Here is a 21,062-nt window from a genome sequence, read left to right on the forward strand (position 1 = left end):
ATATTTAATGGTAAACACAAAGTGAGTTGGCTACAGCGCGCTCGCCTTGGCTATCGTACTGCCTGTTATCGCAAGGTTTGTTCAAGACCCCGTTATCGGGTGCAGAGGCGCTCCACAACGTGGTAGAACCTCCTCCATCCAGGTTCAGGGCATTCTTCCCTCCCAATATACGCAACAGATGCGCCAACTCGGCGATGCGTATGCCTTCGGCTTTTCCCTTGAAACGACCGTCGACAGTAACCAGCAGTACCTTACCGTCTTTTAACTGGCACACAGCACTGCGGGGATGTCTGGTATTAACAAAGTTCTGGTTGCAACTGTTCAAATCGCAAGGCGCACCGTCGAGCAACATCAAAGGTCCGGAGGCAAGCACCGTTCCTTTCTTGGCATTCCATTGCCGTTCCACCTGCGTGTTCCACGGTATCAACTCTATCTTTCCTTTGCGGAGATGAATGGCACCGGTCACTACCGTCGATAGCGCACCGGCGTTGGTCGAATCGATCACTACCCCCTCTTTGCGCAAGTAGCAAACCGAGTTTCCTTTTCGTATATCGAAGTAAGAGCCATTGATAGCAGCAACGGCTCCTGCGGCATGTGCTGCCTTACTGGTTTCCGCCTTAGGGGAATGAACCAATACGTCGAAACGATATTTCTTCGGTGTGATCTCAAGAATGGTAATGTGCTGCGGAACACCATACAGCGATGCGAATTCGGCTTCTTTGCATAGCATCCCTTTGCGAAGAGGGGTTTGTCGCCAAGAGGCATGCACAATGGCCAATGAGTCGGCCGGTGTTTGTGCTGCAAGTTCGAAAACGGTCGTTAGGAAAAAGAGAAAAAGAAAGAGCTTACATTTCATAACAGATGTATTAAAAGACTGTTGAATCGGGTTATCACTGGCAAAAATACCGTTTTTTGTTGTCCGACAAAAGGAATGAACGATTATTATTCCGTCTCGCCAACATTTGGCAGAGTCGATTCCAACCTGTATCTTTGCCACATGAAAACCTTATGTATCATCTTAGGCAGCTTCTCTTTAGCATTGGGCATCATTGGTATTTTCGTACCGTTGCTTCCCACCACACCCTTTCTGCTACTCACTGCGGCACTCTACTTCAAAGCTTCGCCGCGGTTGTATCAGTGGTTATTGAGCCAGAAACGTCTGGGGCCATACATCCGTAACTATCGCGAAAACAAAGCGATTCCCCTGCGTGCCAAAATTACTTCGCTCCTATTAATGTGGGGAACGATGCTTTATTGCATCTTCTTCCTCATTCCGCTTATATGGGTCAAAGTACTTCTGTTCGTTATTGCAGCAGGGGTCACTTATCATATTCTCTCTTTCAAAACATTGAAAAAGTGACTAAGACCTTCGCGGGCATCGGCTAGTTTATCTTCCCAATGCTTCACGGAGTTCTGTCCGACCACGTCTGTTACATACTTCACAGAGATAAACGGTATCTCTTTGGCACGGCATACAAACGCTTCTGCGTAGGCTTCCATATCGATAACATCGCCCTCGACGTGGGTCAGCTCAGTTAAGAATCCGTCGCCTGTATTACACGTTCCCTCTTCGGTCCAGTCGGTGCAATAGCCCTTTTCGGCAAGTAGTGGCGACGAATCTATTTGCCACTCCATTCCCAAATCGGTTAGTTTTCGCATATCGCGATCTACAAACCGGCGACAGACAAAGATGTCTCCTACCCGGTGATTGACCGTACCTGCCGTACCCAGATTAATGACCAAATCGGGATGTACCTGATTGATCGCTTCGGAAAGATGATAAGCTGCTTTGACCTTTCCGATGCCCGTACGCACGTAATACAACTCGGCATCGGGCCACTTAATCTCTGTAAATTCGCCTTGAACGGCGTTGGTTACCAGTATTTTCAACATACAATCTATTTTTTAATGATATAACTCTTCAGTGCTTCTACATATTCCTCAAAAGCATCGACCCCTTGCGGAGTTATTTTGCAGACGGTACAAGGCATTTTGCCCTTAAACATCTTGGTCACCTCCACATAGCCCGCCTTATTCAACTTATCAATCTGCACGCTAAGGTTGCCTGCCGTTGCTTTGGTTTGCTGGCGAATATAGACAAAGTCGGCCTCTTCGACAGATATAAGCAACGACATCACAGCCAAGCGCAGTTCGGAGTGGAGTAACGGATTTAGTTCTTTAAACATATTGTTTCTTTTCGTTTAATACTTGCTCTCTGGGTACATCACGATTCAATAAATGACCGGGAATAATCATCATAATAACAAAAATTGCAGCAAAAATAAGAATTTGTTCCTCTCCTTTTACAACCAAGCAAAGAAAAGAGAGCAGAATGCCTGTTATACCAAAACCGATATAGGTTTTGTAGCTGGCGATGCAGCCGGTCAGCGTCACTCCCATACTCATGATGAGGCTAATCAAAAACAAGATGGAGAAAGTGCCCGGAAGGAGCACGCAGGCCACCGAAAGCCCCCAGCCAACCAAACCCAATACCATCCATACCTGATTGATGACCCGGTCGAAGTAAGTTCGTTTAAGCGACTTCTGACTCAACCCCAGTCGCCACATAGCCAAACAACCTCCTACCGGAATTAAAAACCACAACCAAGCCACCTCATGATAGCCGGTCAACGCAAATCCGGTATAAACCAGCAGGGAAACAATCACTGTGATATACCCCCAAATGAGAGAAAAGCTACCGGCTTTGTATGCTACACTTTTTCTTGAATCACGAATTACTTGCGAGATAAGTTCTAAACTTTCTTGCTCACTCATTTTTTTGTCTTCCATTGTTATTCTTTTTTTTAAGTTTATTCTAAGTTTTGTTTATTCATTTACTTCCAGTTGCTTTACAACAAGCAAAAACAGGAAAAATCAAGGATATATCCTTGCAAAAGGCCAGAGAGGATTGCTATTCCTATCAAGGGGGGCAATAGAACTTTTACGTGGTTTCTTTTCATAAACTAAGCGTATTAAGTACATAATTCAAGTTCATTAACAGATTCGAATCTGCTGCAAATATAACTAGTTTATTTTATAAACCAAATAATATTATAAATCTTTTTATAATAAAAGTATGTAAGAGATATGAAAGGTAATTTTAATCTTTCGTCTATGAACAGATGGAGTTGGTAAATACACAAGTATCTTTGAAAAACACACGAACTATAAAACAAATAAAACGTGCAGTGAGTGAAGGAAACACAAATAGAGAACTGCACAAAATAGCGAAACAAACAACTAATTATCAACTAGATATAAAATAAATCCAAATCCATCATCAAGTTACTTTTCCTCATCTGTAAAATAACTATTTTAATGGTGTGTTAAATACGTACTTTTCATACTAAAGAATAGGTAGTCATTCATTCCAAAAGTACGTACTTTTGGACAAGAGCAAATGAAGGAATCAGGGAAAGAGTTAATAGTGTTAAGCCATAAGCTATTCATGCGTTTTTATTACATTATCTATATACAGTCAAAAAAAAGGCATTTGGAATAATATCCAAATGCCTTTTACCTTAAATCCGCAGTCATATTATTTTCAGAGAATCCAAACACTTGAGGATGAATAACATCCTCAAGGTTTGGTTATGTCACAAGATTCACCTAAATTAGTGCTACCAAACAAACCATAAAGGTACTTGTGCATATGACAACAAAAATAGCCATAAAATCAGATAATATCACTCCTTTTGGGGGTATATTTTACGCAATGGATGAATTTTCTCGTTTAGGACTGAATTCCGTGATCGATAAATCTTTAGGATTACGTTCTTCCTACGCCGGTTACCAATATAGCGAAATTATTTCGAGCCTATTTTGGATCTACTATTGCGGCGGTGACCACATCGAAGATATCGGCAAACACCTTGGCAAACATCTTGAATTACGCCCGGATACTGAAATCCCCAGTCCGGATACTTTATTGAGAGGCATAAAAGAACTCGCAGAATTGGATATCCACTATACTTCCCAAAAAGGAGCAAGCTATGCTTTCAATAAGGCGGAACAGCTTAATAGTTTGATGCTCGATATGCTCCTTCAAACAGAACAACTCAAGCCAAACACGCTTTATAACTTGGACTTCGACCACCAGTTTATTCCCACAGAAAAGTATGACACTCAGTATTCTTACAAGAAAAAACGTGGTTATTTCCCCGGCACGGCAACTATTGGTGGTAACATTGTTGGTGTGGAAAATCGGGCCGCAAACGCAAATGTCCGTTTTCGTCAAGCGGATACGCTCCAACGGACTTTTCGTCGTTTGGCCGATAGGGGAATATTCATAGACCGTTGCCGGATGGACTGTGGTTCTTATTCGGAAGAGATTATCCGTATGACACATGGCTACTGCAACAAGTTCTACATACGAGCCGGCAAATGTCAGTCTCTGTATGAAGAAATGACGAAAATCACAGATTGGAAAAAAGAAGAAATCAACTTCGAGAATTATGAAGTGACCTCCATACCTTTTACTTCCTTTTTGCAAGAAGAAAACTACCGACTTGTTATTCAAAGGCAAAAGCGTAAGGACAACCAATTGGACCTATTTGATGGTGAATACACCTATCGGTGCATCTTAACCAATGACCATGAAAGTTCTGAAAAAGACATTGTACTCTTCTACAATGCTCGTGGAGCCTGTGAAAGAACATTCGACATGATGAATAACGATTTCGGGTGGAGTCATCTTCCCTGTTCATTCCTCAAAGAGAATACAGTATTCCTGCTACTTACAGCCATGGCTAAAAACTTTTATGCTTACCTTATTGAGAAGGTTGCAGCCGTGTTTGAAGATATTGAACCGGTAAGCCGAGTCAAACGATTTATCTTTCGATTCATTACAGTTCCTGCGAAATGGGTAAAGACAGGCAGACAATGGGTACTCAATATTTATTCCGACAAACCATACAAGTTGCTTTGGAGTCCGTAAAAACAACTTTTCGTGGGATTACTTATGCCTTCAGCTAACTGGGGAAAGGGGAAGCTATGCCCTATAACCTGAAATCAAGGAGAAAAGCAGGGGGAAAAGCTACGAGTAGGAACTATTAGGTGAATTAAATCGCTATTTGAATCAGTTATAAATTAGCTGCGGATTTGAGGTTTTACATTAGCAGAGTTATCTAATCAAAACCTAGTACAATTTTGTGGTTGAACCCGCTCTATAGTTCCCTACTTGAGTGGCATTGTCTATGACACCTATATAGTTTGTCATAGGAGCAGTGCCAGCAAAAGGTCTTTGAGTTTGATTAACATGAATTTCGGCAAAATTATCCGATTGAATTAACATGGATTGAAGCGGTCGATTCCATCTTTGCTTTAGCACGCCATCATATAAGAGGTCTAACGAATAATCTCCAGTTTGAGTGCATAGAATTGCAAAATTACATGTCAAGACTTTACTTTCCGTATCATATTTCATTGCATTGCTGCGAACCTCGGTTGTTACCGCGTTAAATTTAGAATAAACAGATGTCAGAATTGATGTGGTTTGCGTCATTCGAAGAGTAACTTTTGAAATATCGAACAAAGTTTCATCAACACCCATAAAGGTACAAAAGTCTCCTACATAAACCTGAATCATCGCAGCCGCCCGTTTTAAACGTATAATTTCATTATTACTACCATTGTTTAACGTATATGAGTACTGTACCATATACGTATTGTAGGGTATGGGCTTATAAAATTCGTTGTCACCGTATTTCTCCAGTGTAAGGCAAAATCCGTTAGGCTTATTCTGTAGCCCTATAAGATAAGAGGCAGTTATACTATCAGGATTATAAATAGCAGAAACAATTTTAAAATTTGAATCAGCATCATTCTCTTGCTTGTCTTGCTGGAACGAAGGGTATCTCCGGATGTCTGCCGAAAGATTATTTTCAGCTGTACCATATCCATATTGCTTCTGTAATGATAAAACGTAATCAAGATTATCGAGTCTGAAAAAATCTTGTTTTAGAACTGCATTAGCAGGTAGTACCAATGAATTTAGCGGAGTAGTGGGTCGACCCAGTTCTACAGAGTTTAAAGGATTATAAAAATAACTGATATACAAATATTTATTTAAGTGCAACTTGATAAACTGAGTCAAAACGGCTCCTTTCTCATCAAGTGCATAAAATACCGCATCTCCATTAAACATGGCTCGATCCAGATCAATAAGAATAGGTGCCTTGATCCTGATTACTCTTTGTGAAGGATTAGCAGAAATAAAGGGTTCTGCACTCCAACCCGGAGGAAGAACGCTACGTATACTGGTAACATTATCACTACTTTGATAAGGAACCTCAATAACCTGCCCTGCAGAAACATAGTTAATAACGTTATTTTCGTCTGCTATCCCTTGCGAAAGCAACTTAAAATCCACTTTAACAATGGGCACAACAAATGTATCTCCAAACTTGGTGGTAATGGTAATTTTCGTTCCATCGGAAGATTGCTCAATATTGGTAACAAAACTTTCCGTTCCAGGCTCCCCTTGTGGCCCTTGTGCTCCTTGTGGCCCTTGCGCTCCTGATTCTCCGTTTTGTCCATCAATCGCATTTGCACGAATCTTTTGTCCATTTACAACCAAAAAAACAGCTTCTTTATCGGGATATTTTATAGTCCAATAAAAGTTTTGATCGTCAGGGTTTGATAAATCTTGAGCCGCACTAACAACAGGTATACCACCATCCTTTCCATCGACTCCAACAGCCTTATAATTTGTTATCTCACCATTGAACATCCAATATCCATCTTTACTGATCTCAATAGTAGGCGTTATTCCATCTCGCCCTGCAACACCGTCCTGTCCGTTGGTTCCATCTTGTCCTTTGGCCAAAACGCCTGTATCTTTATCACCTATAAACCAGTTGCCATTCTCTCCAATGTGTGGTGAGACACCGTCTTTTCCGTCTTTTCCTCTCGCCGGAATACCTACATCCGTATTACCTATCACCCAGTTTCCGTTTGCTCCTATACGTGGGGTCAGCCCATCTATTCCGTTTTTTCCATTTTTCCCGAAGGGAACATAGAAATCGGTATCTCCTAACGTAACTGTAACACCTATCGTATCGTTACCAGGTAGAATTGTATAGACCAGATTGGAGGCAATGGGCTTGTTATTAAGTATTTCATAAAGTTCCTTAAGCTGCTTTATATCCGCATTTATAATAGTGATTCTTTCATTAATACTCTTCAAACTTTCCGCCAATACATATTGACGGCTATATAGTGTACTAACATCTTCTTTATAACAACTTGCCAGGAGCGTACTAACTAAAACAGTACAAGCAAGACATATCCTAATTACTCGTTTCATTTTATTACTTATGTTTTAAATTTGACTTTTATTTCACTTTACCTTTTCTCTATTTTTCTGATTCTTAGAGAGGGAAAACCGTGTTCCGGTTATTTTGAGTAACGATTAGAGGCAAAATTATTCATGTTTTGCACTGCATTTTTATCGCCATTATCTATTGCCTTTTGAAAATACTGCTCGGACAATTGCCGGTTGCCGAGTTTTGCATACATAACTCCCATTAGATTCCACGCCCGACTGTCTGAAGAGACTCTATCTAAATAAGTTTGAGCGGCTGGTGCGTTATCTCTAAGCAATTCGACCAAAGCCTTATATATGTTCACCAAAGGATGTGCCGGATAAAATTTAAATGCAACATCTACAGTTGTTTCAAAGTTTGCATCCCCCATAGGATACTGATTGGCTACAGAGATCATCTCTTCAGCACTCAACTTCTCAGGGGATACTTGAATAATTTTAACTGCGTCAGCTACTTCATAAGGCTTCACTGAATAATGGAATGTATATTCATTTCTCCTCAACGCCGGGTAAAGAGTTGCTGACATTTTATAATAAGGCTCACCAAGTAACTTCAGTTTAGCTTTTTTCTGCCCGACGGCAATGTTTTGATCCAACACTAGCACGATCTGTTCTTTATTCGGATACGCCCACCTTTCTACAGACTTCTGCAATCCTTCCCAATCTTCGCCTTTACCTATAATATCTATCTGATTTGTAGGAAATCGATACAATCTTGAAATATAGTCTCCAACAGCTTTCGCCCGATTATATGACAAGACTTTATTAAATGCTTCATCTCCTTCGGGAGAGGCATAGCCTGTTACTGAGATTCGTTCCATAGTCAAGTCTTCATCACTTTTTAGCTTTGAGAACGCGACTGCTATTTTATCCAATTCTACCTGATTATAGTTTAGCGAAGGAATAATATCCCATTTTGAAACTGGAAAATAAAGCATTGCCTCATCTGAAAAGCTGCGTTCCTTTCGAGTGGTTATGTCTGGAGTTAAAAAAGAGAATGCAAAAGTCCGGAATATTGCACTCTCGTTTTTTTCCTCCTGCTTAGGAATGGGAGCTATATCAACAGATGTAAGCTTCGGCTTTAATTCAGTCTTTCTTCCAAATTTCCAAATGATGGTTGCACCGGAAGACCAGATATAGTCATCTTTTGAACGCTTCATTGTGCGTATCCCATCAAAATTCTGATTATTAACCCAAACAAGCCCACTGCTTAATTCCAAACCCAACTGACGGGTAAGGCGAAAGTGCAATGCAATATCTCCACCCAATCCTATGCTCGGCGAGGTTTTTACCTTAGGAGCAATTTCCTTATCATTAGCTTTAGCATAAGCTTGCGAAGAAAACTTCTGCAAATATATACCAGGTTTAACGAGTACAGACAAAAACTGTTCTTTATCAGTCGGCACCTCCATAAACATTCTATTCAGATTAAATACTCCTTGCAGTGCGAACTGCATATAGCAAACTTTGGCATATATATCTGAATATTTCACCCCTGTGAGATGAGCATTCTCACTGTTCTTATCCCAAAAGCCAAAAAGATCAGGATAGACGGAATATTCTTGTCCATCGACCAGTGTATACGGATAATAAGTCATGCCATCGTTACCCAGTATAAAATCTTTAGAGAAGTTGCGCGAAGAGGCTTTCATTTTTCCAATAGAGGCACCAAACTCCAATCCAAAAATATTAGAAAAGCGATAACCCAACTTCAAGTCAAACCGACTTCCAAAGTGTTTTTTCGGTTCGGTAAGCGAATATACATCGCCAAACATGAGAGGCACAGAGTAACCTGCACCGACATACCAATAAGGAAATACTTTTTTAATTTCTGTTGTTTTTGCTGCCACAATGCCTTTGTGTTGCGTAACTTGTGCACAAACCGGAAGCAGATTTAACAAGCTAACAGCTAGTGTTAACCAGATGAGTAATACTGTTTTCTTCATTCTTTCGTTGATTTAAATTGTTATTTTTTAGTTTGCCGAATTATATTGTAAACTATATTTTTTTCATTCGAATTGCCAATGACCAATTTAACGAACCCTTTAAATATCAGATATCAATAACCTATAAAATATATTATTTTACAAAACATAAAAAGAGTTGAAATACACTAAAATAAATAATACCCTAAACACATCAATACTGATACGAATATATTAAAAAAGCATGAATACCTGTAATTATGCTTATTCTTTTTTCAGGGAAAGCCGTGCTAATATAACCAACGCGGCTCTGTGCGCGCGCTTAAAGATTAACACCTAATTTAGAGAAAATCTGTATTTTTGATTCCTTAAGAAGAGTATGCTTTATCTAATTCATTTATAAAGGAATAAGTCAAATAAAGAAAGTCAGATTTAAACGAAACTTAACCGTAGAATATCATTAACATTATGTAATATCAAAATAGAACAATGAAGATCGGCATGTAAGAGAAGCGTCTATTTCATTCTTCAATTTATTTTGCTAGGAATACATACTCAAAACAGTGAATGTTTGAGCATATTAACTCAAGTTTCGGATTTAGAAATCAAGCCGTTTGAGCGTACGCTCGGAGTGCTGCAAGTCGTCTGTCATTTTCTATGATCTGTATCATCAGTTGCTCTTCATCAGCCCCTGTGAGTTCAGCCACGACTGCCACTACTTCTAATATGATTGCCCATATCTTCTCCATAACAGTCAGTTCGTGTACTCCGGCAAAAATATCGTTGAACAACCCACCGATTGTTTCGTAGTCCAGACTCCTTTTTACCGAGGCAAGCAAATTGTAGCGTATCATAACCAGTGATACGTGCGCTATCTGCGAGGAAAAGTCTCTTGCCGAGCATCCTGCAAGATTAAGCAATCGCTTGCTATCGGCAAAGAAAACCTCAATAGCCCAACGCATTGCATAGATTTCATATGCCCGCAAGAAATCAAGTTTTACATTGGTTGTCAGCAATATTTTCCATCCCTCTCTCTTTCCTCTGCGACAGAAGAACAGCCGCACCTTGCGCCCACCGAGCATCACGTCCACCGACGCATAGTGGCAACGGTACCGTCTACTGTATATCACAGATTTAGAGCCCAGCAGCTTACTGATTATGGCTTTTGCCGTCAGTTCACCCCACTTTTTGGTGAGATATTTGGTATTACCCATCTTTGCCATCCCTAACAAGTGAAACTTCTTATGACTGTTGTATACGAAATCGACAAGCCCGGAACAAGTGAACCAACTGTCAACAAGCAGATATTCAAAAGGAATCTTTGCTTTGATGGCGCGTCTGACCATTTCAATGAGTTTCTTTCCCTTACTCATGAAATATTCCTCTTTACGTTTGGCCACATGGGAGTTCTCATCTCGTTTCCTATTATAACGGTTCTGTCGTTGCTTTGCGCTTAACCCCTGTTCCTTACCCTCTACCTTGCCTTTCTCTCCATGCAGAGATGAGTCAAGCATAAACTGGGTGCGCCCGTCACTCCAGCACAGCATAAGCGCTTTATACCCAAGAATACATTTCTGATGAACATGTGAGAATATCTTGCCGATAGACTCCATACGCATTCCGGTTTTAGGCAAGTCAGAGTCATCAGCGATGAGTACTACAGGAAGATGACTCTTCTTGAAATCCTGACGGTTAGTCACTTTGGCTATCAGCTTGACAACAATGCGGTATATCAGATTGCGCCAGTTGATATTATCATGTGACATAAACGAATACAAGACATCCTTCTTGCCGCCGAACATTCGACTTAAAGCCGAATCAGGATAATGGGAAAAACCTTTTATGGCGAAAAACGGCATCAGGACAAGAATCTGAAACAGCTGAAGATTGGTCAACTGACAGTTTTCACGTTTGTTCCCTCCAAGACAACGGCTGTCAAGATGAAGAGACTCTAACAGTCCTGAAAATGAGTCCATCACAGAGCAACGGCGTTTTTCACTCAAAATATTGCGGATTTCTGACGGAATTTTAGTAATTTTGCTCATGGCTTTGAGAATGGTTAATTAGTTGTTTGGTCACTGCTAATTTACTAAATTTCCGAGATTTACGGAAAGTCTCAAAGCTTTTTTTATGTCTAGAATTAGGATGTCAGCCTAAATCCGAAACTTGAGATATTAACTAACCGGCATCATTTGAGATACTTCTCTTTCCGGCAGCAAAAATGAGGCACAAAAGTATTCACAAGTAACTTTTTTCTCTCCAAACAAGTTATTTCTTGCAAAAAGTTTTTGTAATCTCAGAGTTAATCGTATTTTTGTGTACAATTTTAGTGTAGTAATGACAGAAGAAGAAAAAAAGTTATTAAACACCTTTGAAACAAAGTTGCGACATTTAATCTATCTGCATGATAAATTAAAGCGCGAAAACGCTGAGTTAAAGCTACTTCTTGAATCAGAGAAGCAGAAGAGCGAGAAGGTAAAGGCCGAATATACAGAATTGGAAGCCTGCTACACCAACCTAAAAACAGCTACGACAATCAGCCTTAACGGCAGCGATGTAAAAGAGACAAAGCTGCGATTGTCTAAATTAGTGCGTGAAGTCGACAAATGCATCGCTCTGTTGAACGAATAAAATAAGGAGATGTATGAACGATAAAATAAAGATAAACCTGTTGATAGCCGACTCATACTATCCGCTCACCATCAACCGTGAGGAAGAAGAAAGTGTAAGAGAAGCAGCCAAGCAGGTCAATATCAGACTAAATACGTACCGGGAGCATTACAAGACCCTATCGCCGGAAAAGATTCTGGCCATGGTAGCCTATCAGTTTTCGCATGAGAACTTGATGCTAACACAACGAAATGACACCCAGCCGTATGCGGCCAAGATAGATGAATTGACGGAAGTACTGGATCAATATTTGAAAAACGAATAATCTTCCCGTTCTCCGCGTTTTATTAAAAAAGAAATTCACGCACTGCAAGATACCCGAAAGAAAGAATTTTCGAGTGTTTGGCGGTGCGTTTTTTATTTATATAATAATTTAATTGACAATGATAGTAATAATAGGAGCATCCATTGCTTGCTTCGTCGTAGGTGGCGTTCTATCGTACGTATTCTTTAAATACGGGCTGAAGGCCAGATACGATAATTTGCTCAAAGAAGCAGAGATCGAAGCAGAGGTAATCAAGAAAAACAAACTGCTGGAAGTGAAGGAGAAGTTCCTGAACAAAAAGGCAGATCTCGAAAAAGAAGTAGCCCTGCGCAATCAAAAGATTCAGCAGGCCGAAAATAAACTGAAACAACGCGAAATGGTACTGACACAGCGTCAAGAAGAGCTTCAGCGCAAAAAGTTGGAAGCAGACGCAGTGAAAGAAAACCTCGAAGTGCAACTGGTCATTGTAGACAAGAAGAAAGAAGAACTCGATAAACTACAACACCAGGAAATTGAGAAGCTGGAAGCTATCTCGGGTCTTTCGGCCGACGATGCCAAGGAACGCTTGGTAGAATCACTGAAAGAAGAGGCTAAAACGCAGGCTCAGTCATTTATCAACGACATCATGGACGATGCCAAACTAACCGCCAATAAGGAGGCTAAGCGCATCGTTGTACAGTCGATTCAGCGGGTAGCAACCGAAACGGCGATCGAAAACTCGGTGACAGTATTTCACATCGAATCGGACGAAATCAAAGGACGTATCATTGGTCGCGAAGGACGCAATATCCGTGCCTTGGAAGCAGCAACCGGTGTCGAAATCGTAGTAGACGATACCCCCGAAGCCATTGTACTTTCGGCCTTCGACCCCGTGCGTCGCGAAATTGCCCGTTTGGCATTGCATCAACTGGTTACCGACGGTCGTATTCACCCGGCTCGTATCGAAGAGGTGGTATCGAAGGTGCGCAAGCAGGTGGAAGAAGAGATTATCGAAACAGGTAAGCGCACAACCATCGACTTGGGTATTCACGGATTGCATCCGGAACTGATCCGTATCATCGGTAAAATGAAGTATCGCTCGTCATACGGTCAGAACTTGCTGCAACACGCACGCGAAACAGCCAACCTCTGCTCGGTAATGGCAGCCGAATTGGGATTGAACCCCAAGAAAGCCAAACGCGCCGGATTATTGCACGATATTGGTAAGGTGCCTGATGAAGAGCCCGAATTGCCACATGCTTTGCTGGGTATGAAACTGGCCGAGAAGTTCAAAGAGAAACCGGATATCTGCAACGCCATCGGTGCTCACCACGACGAAACAGAGATGACCAGCTTATTGGCTCCTATCGTACAGGTTTGCGATGCCATCTCGGGCGCACGCCCCGGTGCTCGCCGCGAAATTGTAGAGGCTTATATCAAACGATTGAACGACCTCGAACAGTTGGCTATGTCTTATCCGGGTGTAACGAAGACTTACGCTATCCAGGCAGGACGCGAGTTGCGTGTCATTGTAGGTGCAGACAAGATCGACGACAAGCAAACCGAAAACCTGTCGGGCGAAATTGCGAAGAAGATACAAGACGAGATGACGTATCCGGGACAGGTGAAGATCACCGTTATCCGCGAAACGCGCGCAGTGAGCTTCGCTAAGTAAATCAAAGAAGAAAATAAAACAGATAAGGGCGAAGCAATTCGCCCTTTTTTAATACCCATTCTTATAAATATGGAAAAATATCGGTTCGAGATTTGTACCAATTCGGTAGAAAGCTGTCTGGCAGCCCAAAAGGGAGGAGCCCAACGTGTAGAATTATGTGCGGGCATACCCGAGGGCGGAACAACTCCTTCGTGGGGCGAAATAGCCACCGCCCGGGAGTTATTGCAGATAAAGCTGCACGTCATTATCCGTCCGCGCGGAGGAGACTTTCTCTATTCGCCCGTCGAACTCAGCACCATGGTGAAAGATATCGAAGCAGCCCGCCAATTAAAGGCCGATGGAGTAGTATTCGGTTGCCTGACAGCCGATGGAGAGATAGACTTGGATGCCATGAAAACACTCATGAAGGCAGCAGAGGGATTATCGGTTACCTTTCACAGAGCCTTTGATGTATGCAAACAACCGCAACAAGCATTGGAACAACTAATTGCACTGGGGTGCGAACGAATATTGACTTCGGGACAGCAGGCTACAGCCGAACAAGGCATTCCGCTGCTTAAGGAATTACACCAACAGGCAGCAGGACGAATCATCCTGCTGGCGGGCTGTGGTGTGAATGAGGGGAATATAGCCCGTATCGCTTCGGAAACAGGCATCCGGGAGTTTCATTTCTCGGCACGCGAATGCGTGAAAAGCGGCATGCGTTATAAGAACGAAGCCGTATCGATGGGCGGTACCGTTCGCATTGATGAATACGAACGGAATGTAACAACGGCCGAACGGGTAAGAAAAACCATCTCGTCTATCTGACCGGAACAATCCATGGGCTATAGCCCATGGATTACTTTCATCAGTTGTTCGCCCAATCCGATGGTATAGCCTTGCGAAACAAAAACCACCCGGTTGAATGTATCGGCTACGATAAACATCGGCAGAATTGTTGCATTGGGCAGTTTCATGCCTTGAGCTATCTGCTTCTGAATGGCTCCATCTTTGTCGATACCGTAAACGATTGTCGAAGGCAATCCGGGGAAATCGGCCGGACGGAACTTCTTATATTGTGCTTCGTCGGGGAAAAGCAGTACCAGCTTACGTCCCCATTTTTCAAAGTCACCACTCAAAGCAGCGATGTCTCTGAGTGCATGGTTGGTAGGCTCTTGTCCGGCACCAAGCACTGCGACAACGAAATATCCACGGCCACAAGTTTTCAGCACCGTTGTAGGCTCGCTACTACCAATGGGCAGATAGGTCGATTCGGAATTGAAGTTACCAATCACCTGCACCTTGTCTTTACTTTCGCGCATGGTTAAATCTACGGTAGTGGTCTTTCCGGCCTCAATGGTAAAGAACGAGGCGGTAGCCAATACCTCGCCACTGGCCAGACGCGTTCCGGTTACCATCATATAATAGCCTGTATCGAGTTTGGTACCATTCTTCAATAAGTTCGACCAGGTAGCACCGCCACCCATGTCTACATCCCCTTCATCATAATTGAGCAGTTGAAAGGTTCCGTTCTTGTATTTAGAAAGCGTAAAGTGAGCGTAGTACTTCGGATCTTTCAAGGCGGGCTTGCTTTGAAAGGTTGCCATGAGTGTACCTGTTGCTTGTTGCGTCGGTTTGGCCTTATCAAAGTCTACATCAACGGTCTGCAGCTGTTGGTTGGCAGGGTTGACTGTTAGGTATTGCACCTTTCCGGTAACCGCGTCTATGCGGGCAGGTATCCCCAAACTGCGTGCCAACGAAACGAAGAAGATATCGCGTGAATGTTCGTCAGCCATTCTTGCTTTCCATACACCGGCAGGCGAAATAGGAATACGCTGAACATTCAACTCATTGGCCGGCATAATTTCCTTCTTACACCACTCCACCAACTGTTGCGGGTCGCGACGGAAACGTTCGGCATCGGCTTTATCAACCTGAGCCTGAAAGAACGACTTATAAGGAGTAATCATTTCATTGCTCACACGAGGGTTGAGTATATCACTTACAAAATCGGCCTGCGCATATTCCCCTTTGCCGGAATGAGTAAAATGATCGTTAAGTACCTCGATAGACACATCGCGAAGGTCCTTAGCCGAAAGTGTTTGTAGGAGATCAACGGCATCGGGCAATCTATTGCCGGCAGCTGCAGCTGTCAGAAAATCAACCAATGTCTGATGATTGCCTCTCGAACCGGTAAGGAAGCGTGCAATCACAGCCGACTGAGTAGCATCGCCTTTGGCTATACGGCTCAACAGTTCGTCGATCTGCTTCTGGGTGATAAAGGTTGCTACATAGGCATTGCGGATAGAGTCTTCCTGCGCCATGCGAAGCGTATTGGCAGCCCGTTGTTCGGGAGTTACCTCGGGTAAGAACGTATTTTCGACCGGAGGAACCAGATCAAAAGGTATCGAATAGCTCTCTCCTTCTTTCTTATCTAACGTCAGCAATAAAGTATCGGCTTTGCCGAATGACAGTTTGCCATATCCGAATCGATCGCCTTTCGAGGCCCATACCAACATATCTCCTTTACCGGCAGTGAGCGAAGTCTCGCCTTTACTGCCTGTCTTTTTAGTGGCAACGGTGTAGAACTCGGCATAGTTATAAACCTTATATTCTACTTTGGCATCGGCTACCGGTTGTCCGTTAGCATCCTGAACCAACACTACCCCCTTGCCGGTGGGTGCATAGTTTTCGATCACATTAATCTCGGTGTAGTTGGGGGTTTCTTCCATCGTCTCTTCGGCACCGTTGTAGCGCCCGAATACTTTGGTATGCATCAGCATTCCCCGACTGGCAGGAGCATTGAACCATCCGAGATTTAATACAGGTTCGGGTTCGCAAGCACCTAGAAAGTACCACTTTCCATCTGCCCAAGCCTCTACCCACGCATGGTTATCGTCGGTATGTGCCCAACGGGGGGTATATACCTGACGGGCAGGAATACCTACCGCTCTGAGAGCGGCCACCGTAAAGGTAGACTCTTCGCCACAACGACCGTAAGCCGTCTTGACCGATGCCAGTGGCGAACTGGTACGTGCATCACTCGGGGTGTAAACCACTTTCTCATGACACCAGTGATTCACTTCGAGAATCGCATCTTTCATCGACAAGCCTTTCACACGGTCTTTCAGTTCGCCATAGAACACACGCCGGGCATCATCCAGATTCTCGTTATTGACCCGAACAGGCAATACGAAGTGGCGATACAGCTCATTGGGAACAACCTTGCCCCAAGGCATTTCATCACTGGCCTGCTTCGACAAGCGAATATTCTCCACGTAATACTCGCCCGGATAGTCGGTTATATCGCCTATAGGCATATAGGCATAGAGAAACATCAAAGCCTCTCGCTCATGAACACTCAGCGATGCATCATCACACACCGCAAAAAGATTACCTTTGGGAAGCTGTTGCTTCTTCATCTCAAAATCGTTCATTACTTGATGCCGGTAAGCCTCATCGGTTATAAAATGAGATTCGCTGCACGAAAACAGACAAACGGCAAGTAACGATACAATCAGAGTACGGGATAAATAGGTCATAGTTGTATATATAATAAGGTGTAGTTAAAATCCATTCAAGGGAAAAACAACCGTAGGCACCAATAGCAATAAGCCCAACAGTATAAAGAATACCAGCAGCCGTCCGAACCATTTGACCCACACTTCATAGGGAATGCGGGCAATGCCCAAGGCTCCCATCAGCACAGCCGAGGTAGGCGTAATCATATTGGTAAATCCATCGCCAAACTGATAGGCCATTACAGTTGCTTGTCGCGAGAGTCCTATCACATCGGAGAACGGTGCCATGATAGGCATCGTAAGTGCTGCTTTGGCAGAACCCGACGGAATAATAAGGTTGATAAAGGTTTGAATGAGGTACATAACTCCGAGCGATACGAACTTCCCGGTTTCGCCCATGAGCGATGCCAGCGAGTGAAGAATGGGGTCAATAATGTGTCCGTCCTGGAGAATCTGAATAATTCCTCCTGCCAGCCCCACCACGATAGCTGCCGAAAGCATATCTTTCGCTCCATCGAGAAACTGTTTAATAATCGTATCCGTCTGTTCGCTATTGGCAAATCCCGATAAGATACCCATCGCCAAGAAGATAGCCGATATCTCTGGCAAATACCAGCCATGCGCCATCACCCCTACAATCAGAAAGAGAATGGTGAAGGCAAGCAGCGTCAGAATAAAGAACTGATTGGACTTGCGCAGCCCCAGTGCACCGAACAAAGCAAAGAAGAAGGATAGCACAGGAACGGCGTAACAGGTAACAGCCGATTCGCCCAATGCGAATGTGCTTTGCGGATAGTAAACCGAAAACAGAATCAAGGAGACAAGTATAAGTACATATACCGCATAAGCCGAGCGGGTGGTGACATAGGATAGCTGTTCGGAAGCCCCTTCGCCACGCTTACGCCAGTAAGCATCGGCCTGATACATAGGCGACTTCTCGGGATGTTTCTTAATGACCGATGCATATTTGAGGATACAGGCAATCAATACGCCTGTCAGTATCACCCAACAGACCATGCGGTACTCAAAGCCCGAGAACAGAGGCAGGTCGGACAATCCTTGTGCAATACCGATCGTAAACGGATTGAGCACAGCCCCGGAGAAACCGATGTGAGCGGCCACATAGACCATACACAAACCCGTGATGGAGTCATAGCCCATCGAGATGGCCAGCGGAACGATGATAATAACAAAGGCGAGCGCCTCTTCGCTCATACCGAACACTGCTCCGAACAGGCTGAACAAAGTAATGATAAGCCCGATAACCACGTTATTTACGCCAAGCATCCTGATAAACCGATGACGCTCCAGTCCTTTTGTAAATCCCAGAAAGGAGAAGATACCCGCATCAATAGCACGGCTACTGTTCATTATCTGAAAGGCTCCGCCCATAATCAGCAAAAAAGCAATAATGCCTGCTTGGCGTTCGAATCCATTGAGCAGTGCACTGAACACTTGCCATGTTTGGGGAGACTGGGGTACGGGGTGAAAAGAGTGGTCTACAATAACTGTGCGGGGGATACCGTTCACTTCGACTGTTTCGCGTACATATTCGCCGGCAGGTATTATCCATGAAAGTACGGCACAGATCAAAATCACGGAAGAGATAATGGTGTAAGTGTGTGGTATTCGCTTTAACATATCGGTTTTATTGTTCAGGCACAAAGTTATGTATTATATTTGTAATAACCAGCCCTCACTTTAGGCGCTATAGAAAAAAAATAAGGTAATAATGCATTTTTTCTATGTTGTATAACATATTATTCAAAAACAATTCGTATCTTTGCAGTGTAAAATAATAAAAGATATAAAATCACTCTCCAAAACGTGGGGGGTACAAAAAGAAGACGATTATGAAAAAGAATGAAAGTGCTAAGATTATGATGTTGCAGTATCGTATTAAACGTTATCACGCAATGGGAAATGGAACAATGTGCCAAGCCTTAAATGGCCAACTACAAAAACTGCTTTCACAGCAGACAGCCATGTAAAAAAATACACATTATATGAACGCTTGGCGGATAATCAACTATGATTCTCCGCTTTTTTTATATACTTTTGTAACCTCAACAATCTATTCATAGTATGAAACGAATCACTACCCTCGTGCTGTTTCTAGTCGGTATTTCTCTGACCTCACAGGCACAGACCCCTTATCAGGAGATGCCGGTACTCCATCCGGAAAGTTGCACAAGTATCATGGTAGGCAAAAAAGCCTCGACCGACGGATCAGTCATCACCAGTCACACCTGCGACAGCTATTACCGCACATGGCTCAACATAGAACCCGGACGCACCTACGATAAAGACACCACCCTTAATATTTATCAAGACCGCCTGCATACGGAATTTACCGACGATGCCACCGGGCTGAAGTTTAAAGGAACCATTCCACAGGCACATACTACCTTCTCTTTTCTGGATACAGCCTATCCGTGCCTCAACGAAAAGCAACTGGGCATGGGCGAGACAACCATCAGCGGACGCAAAGAGTTGGTCAACCCCAAAGGAATGTTCATGATCGAAGAGCTTGCCAAAGTGGCTCTGCAACGCTGCACTACGGCTCGCCAAGCCATCACCTTAATGGGCGAACTGATCGAGAAATACGGGTATAGCGATTGGGGCGAATGCCTGACCATTGCCGACCCGCAGGAAGTATGGATATTCGAAGTCTTTGGCGAGGGCAAAGAGAACATAGGCGGTGTATGGGCAGCCGTACGCATCCCCGATGAAGAGGTAAGCGTATCGGCCAACATATCGCGTATCGGCACGTTGAACCTAAAAGATCAGAACAACTATATGGCTTCCAAAAACGTATTCGATGTGGCCCGGAAGCTCGGCTTCTGGGACGGCAAAGAGCCCTTCAAGTTCTGGAAAGCGTATAGCGGTGGCAATTATTTCGGCGAGAAAAAGTCGTTTAGCATACGCGAGTTCTTTGTACTCAACACACTGGCTCCCTCATTGAAGCTAAGTTATGAGGCCGAGGAACTGCCGTTGAGCGTAAAGCCGGAGAAACTCGTCTCGCCAGCAGACGTAAGCAAGCTACTCCGCCAGACGTACGAAGGTACCCCTTGGGACGTAACCCAGAACCTAAAGGTACCCGTGAAACAAAAAGGCAGCGAAAAGACCGACACAATTGTAAGCCCCGTAGCCAACCCTTGGATGACTAGAGACATGATGGCATTGCTCAACAGCCTACGAAAAGACGCAGTGCCCAACAACCGCAACATTGCCGTTCCGCAATGTTCCTACTCTACCGTTATTCAGTTGCGCAGCTGGCTGCCCGATGCCATAGGTGGCATTGCCTGGTTCGCTTTCGACAATCCGGGGCAAAGCCCACGTATCCCTATCTTCTGCGGAGTCAATGAGCTTCCTGCCTCGTTCGGCATCTGCGGACAGCACCGTTATCGAGAAGATGCAGCCGTATGGCCGTATCGCCGTGCCAATAAGCTGGCCACGGTAAAGTGGGGCACTGCCCGAAAGGCGTTGGAGAAGCACCTCTCCTACTTTGACGAGAAGGCTGCGCGCGAACTACCTTTCGTAGAGAAGCAGTATGCCGAAATACAAAAGAAACAGGGCGCAGAAGTTGCACAGGCATTCCTCAACGGATACAGTGCCGACTATGCAGGTGCTACCCAATTGCGCTGGCAAGAGATGGGCGATCAGTTCTGGCACGACTTCCAGAAAGGTTTCTAACAAAAAGCCGGTTACTTATAGAGTA

At 43.7% G+C, this 21,062-nt stretch carries 17 protein-coding genes; 8 read left to right on the forward strand and 9 right to left on the reverse strand.

Translation table 11 applies throughout. The features are described from left to right. Window positions 1-4 precede the first annotated feature (4 nt). Window positions 5-856: a phosphodiester glycosidase family protein gene (locus TY03_RS06330; RefSeq protein ID WP_042368330.1), complete on the reverse strand. Its 852-nt coding sequence runs from the start codon at window positions 854-856 to the stop codon at window positions 5-7. 141 nt (window positions 857-997) lie between these two features. Here TY03_RS06330 and TY03_RS06335 point away from each other — a divergent pair, with 141 nt between their 5' ends. Then, the gene (locus TY03_RS06335; protein ID WP_042368332.1) at window positions 998-1,360 is read left to right on the forward strand and encodes a YbaN family protein; all 363 of its coding nucleotides are present in this window, start codon (window positions 998-1,000) and stop codon (window positions 1,358-1,360) included. On the opposite strand, the gene TY03_RS06340 is transcribed toward TY03_RS06335, so the two are convergent. From TY03_RS06340 to TY03_RS06350, 3 genes are read right to left on the reverse strand one after another with little or no spacing between them, the layout of a single operon-like run. Continuing rightward, on the reverse strand, window positions 1,327-1,893 hold the full coding sequence (locus TY03_RS06340) for a phosphorylase family protein (protein WP_042368333.1): 567 nt from the start codon (window positions 1,891-1,893) through the stop codon (window positions 1,327-1,329). The genes TY03_RS06335 and TY03_RS06340 overlap by 34 nt on opposite strands. Window positions 1,894-1,898: 5 nt before the next feature. Beyond that, window positions 1,899-2,186 (reverse strand): winged helix-turn-helix domain-containing protein, encoded by a 288-nt coding sequence (locus tag TY03_RS06345; RefSeq protein WP_042368336.1) that lies wholly within the window; start codon window positions 2,184-2,186, stop codon window positions 1,899-1,901. Continuing rightward, a complete protein-coding gene (locus tag TY03_RS06350; protein WP_042368338.1) occupies window positions 2,179-2,790 on the reverse strand; it encodes a hypothetical protein in 612 nt (203 codons plus the stop codon). The genes TY03_RS06345 and TY03_RS06350 overlap by 8 nt, the downstream gene beginning before the upstream one ends. Window positions 2,791-3,652: 862 nt before the next feature. Between TY03_RS06350 and TY03_RS06355 the strand changes: the two genes are divergently transcribed. Then, window positions 3,653-4,936: an IS1380 family transposase gene (locus TY03_RS06355; protein WP_042366226.1), complete on the forward strand. Its 1,284-nt coding sequence runs from the start codon at window positions 3,653-3,655 to the stop codon at window positions 4,934-4,936. A 201-nt stretch (window positions 4,937-5,137) separates the two neighbouring features. On the opposite strand, the gene TY03_RS06360 is transcribed toward TY03_RS06355, so the two are convergent. The 3 genes from TY03_RS06360 to TY03_RS06370 form a co-directional block, all read right to left on the reverse strand. Then, complete coding sequence (locus tag TY03_RS06360; protein ID WP_042368340.1) at window positions 5,138-7,306, reverse strand: collagen-like triple helix repeat-containing protein; 2,169 nt, start codon at window positions 7,304-7,306, stop codon at window positions 5,138-5,140. A gap of 89 nt (window positions 7,307-7,395) precedes the next feature. Then, complete coding sequence (locus tag TY03_RS06365) at window positions 7,396-9,270, reverse strand: OmpA family protein (protein ID WP_052332409.1); 1,875 nt, start codon at window positions 9,268-9,270, stop codon at window positions 7,396-7,398. A gap of 584 nt (window positions 9,271-9,854) precedes the next feature. Further along, complete coding sequence (locus TY03_RS06370; protein WP_042366734.1) at window positions 9,855-11,294, reverse strand: IS4 family transposase; 1,440 nt, start codon at window positions 11,292-11,294, stop codon at window positions 9,855-9,857. A 292-nt stretch (window positions 11,295-11,586) separates the two neighbouring features. On the opposite strand from TY03_RS06370, the gene TY03_RS06375 reads away from it, so the two are divergent. The 4 genes from TY03_RS06375 to TY03_RS06390 all read left to right on the forward strand — a co-directional run bounded on the left by TY03_RS06375 (window position 11,587) and on the right by TY03_RS06390 (window position 14,648). Beyond that, the gene (locus TY03_RS06375; protein WP_042368342.1) at window positions 11,587-11,880 is read left to right on the forward strand and encodes a hypothetical protein; all 294 of its coding nucleotides are present in this window, start codon (window positions 11,587-11,589) and stop codon (window positions 11,878-11,880) included. A 13-nt stretch (window positions 11,881-11,893) separates the two neighbouring features. Beyond that, complete coding sequence (locus TY03_RS06380) at window positions 11,894-12,184, forward strand: cell division protein ZapA (RefSeq protein WP_042368344.1); 291 nt, start codon at window positions 11,894-11,896, stop codon at window positions 12,182-12,184. A 118-nt stretch (window positions 12,185-12,302) separates the two neighbouring features. Beyond that, window positions 12,303-13,838, forward strand: coding sequence for a ribonuclease Y (gene rny, locus TY03_RS06385; protein WP_042368346.1), 1,536 nt, complete (start codon window positions 12,303-12,305; stop codon window positions 13,836-13,838). A gap of 69 nt (window positions 13,839-13,907) precedes the next feature. Further along, window positions 13,908-14,648, forward strand: a complete 741-nt coding sequence (locus TY03_RS06390; protein ID WP_042368349.1) for a copper homeostasis protein CutC — start codon at window positions 13,908-13,910, stop codon at window positions 14,646-14,648. A 17-nt stretch (window positions 14,649-14,665) separates the two neighbouring features. Here the strand turns inward: TY03_RS06390 and TY03_RS06395 are convergent, their stop codons facing one another. Further along, complete coding sequence (locus TY03_RS06395; protein ID WP_042368351.1) at window positions 14,666-17,362, reverse strand: transglutaminase-like domain-containing protein; 2,697 nt, start codon at window positions 17,360-17,362, stop codon at window positions 14,666-14,668. Between the two features lie 24 nt (window positions 17,363-17,386). Further along, entirely contained in the window at window positions 17,387-18,982 is a 1,596-nt protein-coding gene (locus tag TY03_RS06400) for a YfcC family protein (RefSeq protein ID WP_042368353.1), read from the reverse strand. 212 nt (window positions 18,983-19,194) lie between these two features. Here TY03_RS06400 and TY03_RS22615 point away from each other — a divergent pair, with 212 nt between their 5' ends. Further along, window positions 19,195-19,332, forward strand: a complete 138-nt coding sequence (locus TY03_RS22615) for a hypothetical protein (RefSeq protein WP_187373978.1) — start codon at window positions 19,195-19,197, stop codon at window positions 19,330-19,332. A 94-nt stretch (window positions 19,333-19,426) separates the two neighbouring features. Further along, complete coding sequence (locus TY03_RS06405) at window positions 19,427-21,037, forward strand: dipeptidase (protein WP_042368355.1); 1,611 nt, start codon at window positions 19,427-19,429, stop codon at window positions 21,035-21,037. Window positions 21,038-21,062 lie beyond the last annotated feature (25 nt).

The sequence above is a fragment of the Bacteroides neonati genome, from assembly GCF_000499785.1.
GTDB classification, from domain to species: Bacteria; Bacteroidota; Bacteroidia; order Bacteroidales; family Bacteroidaceae; genus Bacteroides; species Bacteroides neonati.

Bases quoted from the DNA above. Each gene is read 5' to 3' on its own strand.
- TY03_RS06330 (WP_042368330.1), bottom strand. From the start codon at position 856: ATGAAATGTAAGCTCTTTCTTTTTCTCTTTTTCCTAACGACCGTTTTC.
- TY03_RS06335 (WP_042368332.1), top strand. From the start codon at position 998: ATGAAAACCTTATGTATCATCTTAGGCAGCTTCTCTTTAGCATTGGGC.
- TY03_RS06340 (WP_042368333.1), bottom strand. From the start codon at position 1,893: ATGTTGAAAATACTGGTAACCAACGCCGTTCAAGGCGAATTTACAGAG.
- TY03_RS06345 (WP_042368336.1), bottom strand. From the start codon at position 2,186: ATGTTTAAAGAACTAAATCCGTTACTCCACTCCGAACTGCGCTTGGCT.
- TY03_RS06350 (WP_042368338.1), bottom strand. From the start codon at position 2,790: ATGGAAGACAAAAAAATGAGTGAGCAAGAAAGTTTAGAACTTATCTCG.
- TY03_RS06355 (WP_042366226.1), top strand. From the start codon at position 3,653: ATGACAACAAAAATAGCCATAAAATCAGATAATATCACTCCTTTTGGG.
- TY03_RS06360 (WP_042368340.1), bottom strand. From the start codon at position 7,306: ATGAAACGAGTAATTAGGATATGTCTTGCTTGTACTGTTTTAGTTAGT.
- TY03_RS06365 (WP_052332409.1), bottom strand. From the start codon at position 9,270: ATGAAGAAAACAGTATTACTCATCTGGTTAACACTAGCTGTTAGCTTG.
- TY03_RS06370 (WP_042366734.1), bottom strand. From the start codon at position 11,294: ATGAGCAAAATTACTAAAATTCCGTCAGAAATCCGCAATATTTTGAGT.
- TY03_RS06375 (WP_042368342.1), top strand. From the start codon at position 11,587: ATGACAGAAGAAGAAAAAAAGTTATTAAACACCTTTGAAACAAAGTTG.
- TY03_RS06380 (WP_042368344.1), top strand. From the start codon at position 11,894: ATGAACGATAAAATAAAGATAAACCTGTTGATAGCCGACTCATACTAT.
- rny (WP_042368346.1), top strand. From the start codon at position 12,303: ATGATAGTAATAATAGGAGCATCCATTGCTTGCTTCGTCGTAGGTGGC.
- TY03_RS06390 (WP_042368349.1), top strand. From the start codon at position 13,908: ATGGAAAAATATCGGTTCGAGATTTGTACCAATTCGGTAGAAAGCTGT.
- TY03_RS06395 (WP_042368351.1), bottom strand. From the start codon at position 17,362: ATGACCTATTTATCCCGTACTCTGATTGTATCGTTACTTGCCGTTTGT.
- TY03_RS06400 (WP_042368353.1), bottom strand. From the start codon at position 18,982: ATGTTAAAGCGAATACCACACACTTACACCATTATCTCTTCCGTGATT.
- TY03_RS22615 (WP_187373978.1), top strand. From the start codon at position 19,195: ATGAAAAAGAATGAAAGTGCTAAGATTATGATGTTGCAGTATCGTATT.
- TY03_RS06405 (WP_042368355.1), top strand. From the start codon at position 19,427: ATGAAACGAATCACTACCCTCGTGCTGTTTCTAGTCGGTATTTCTCTG.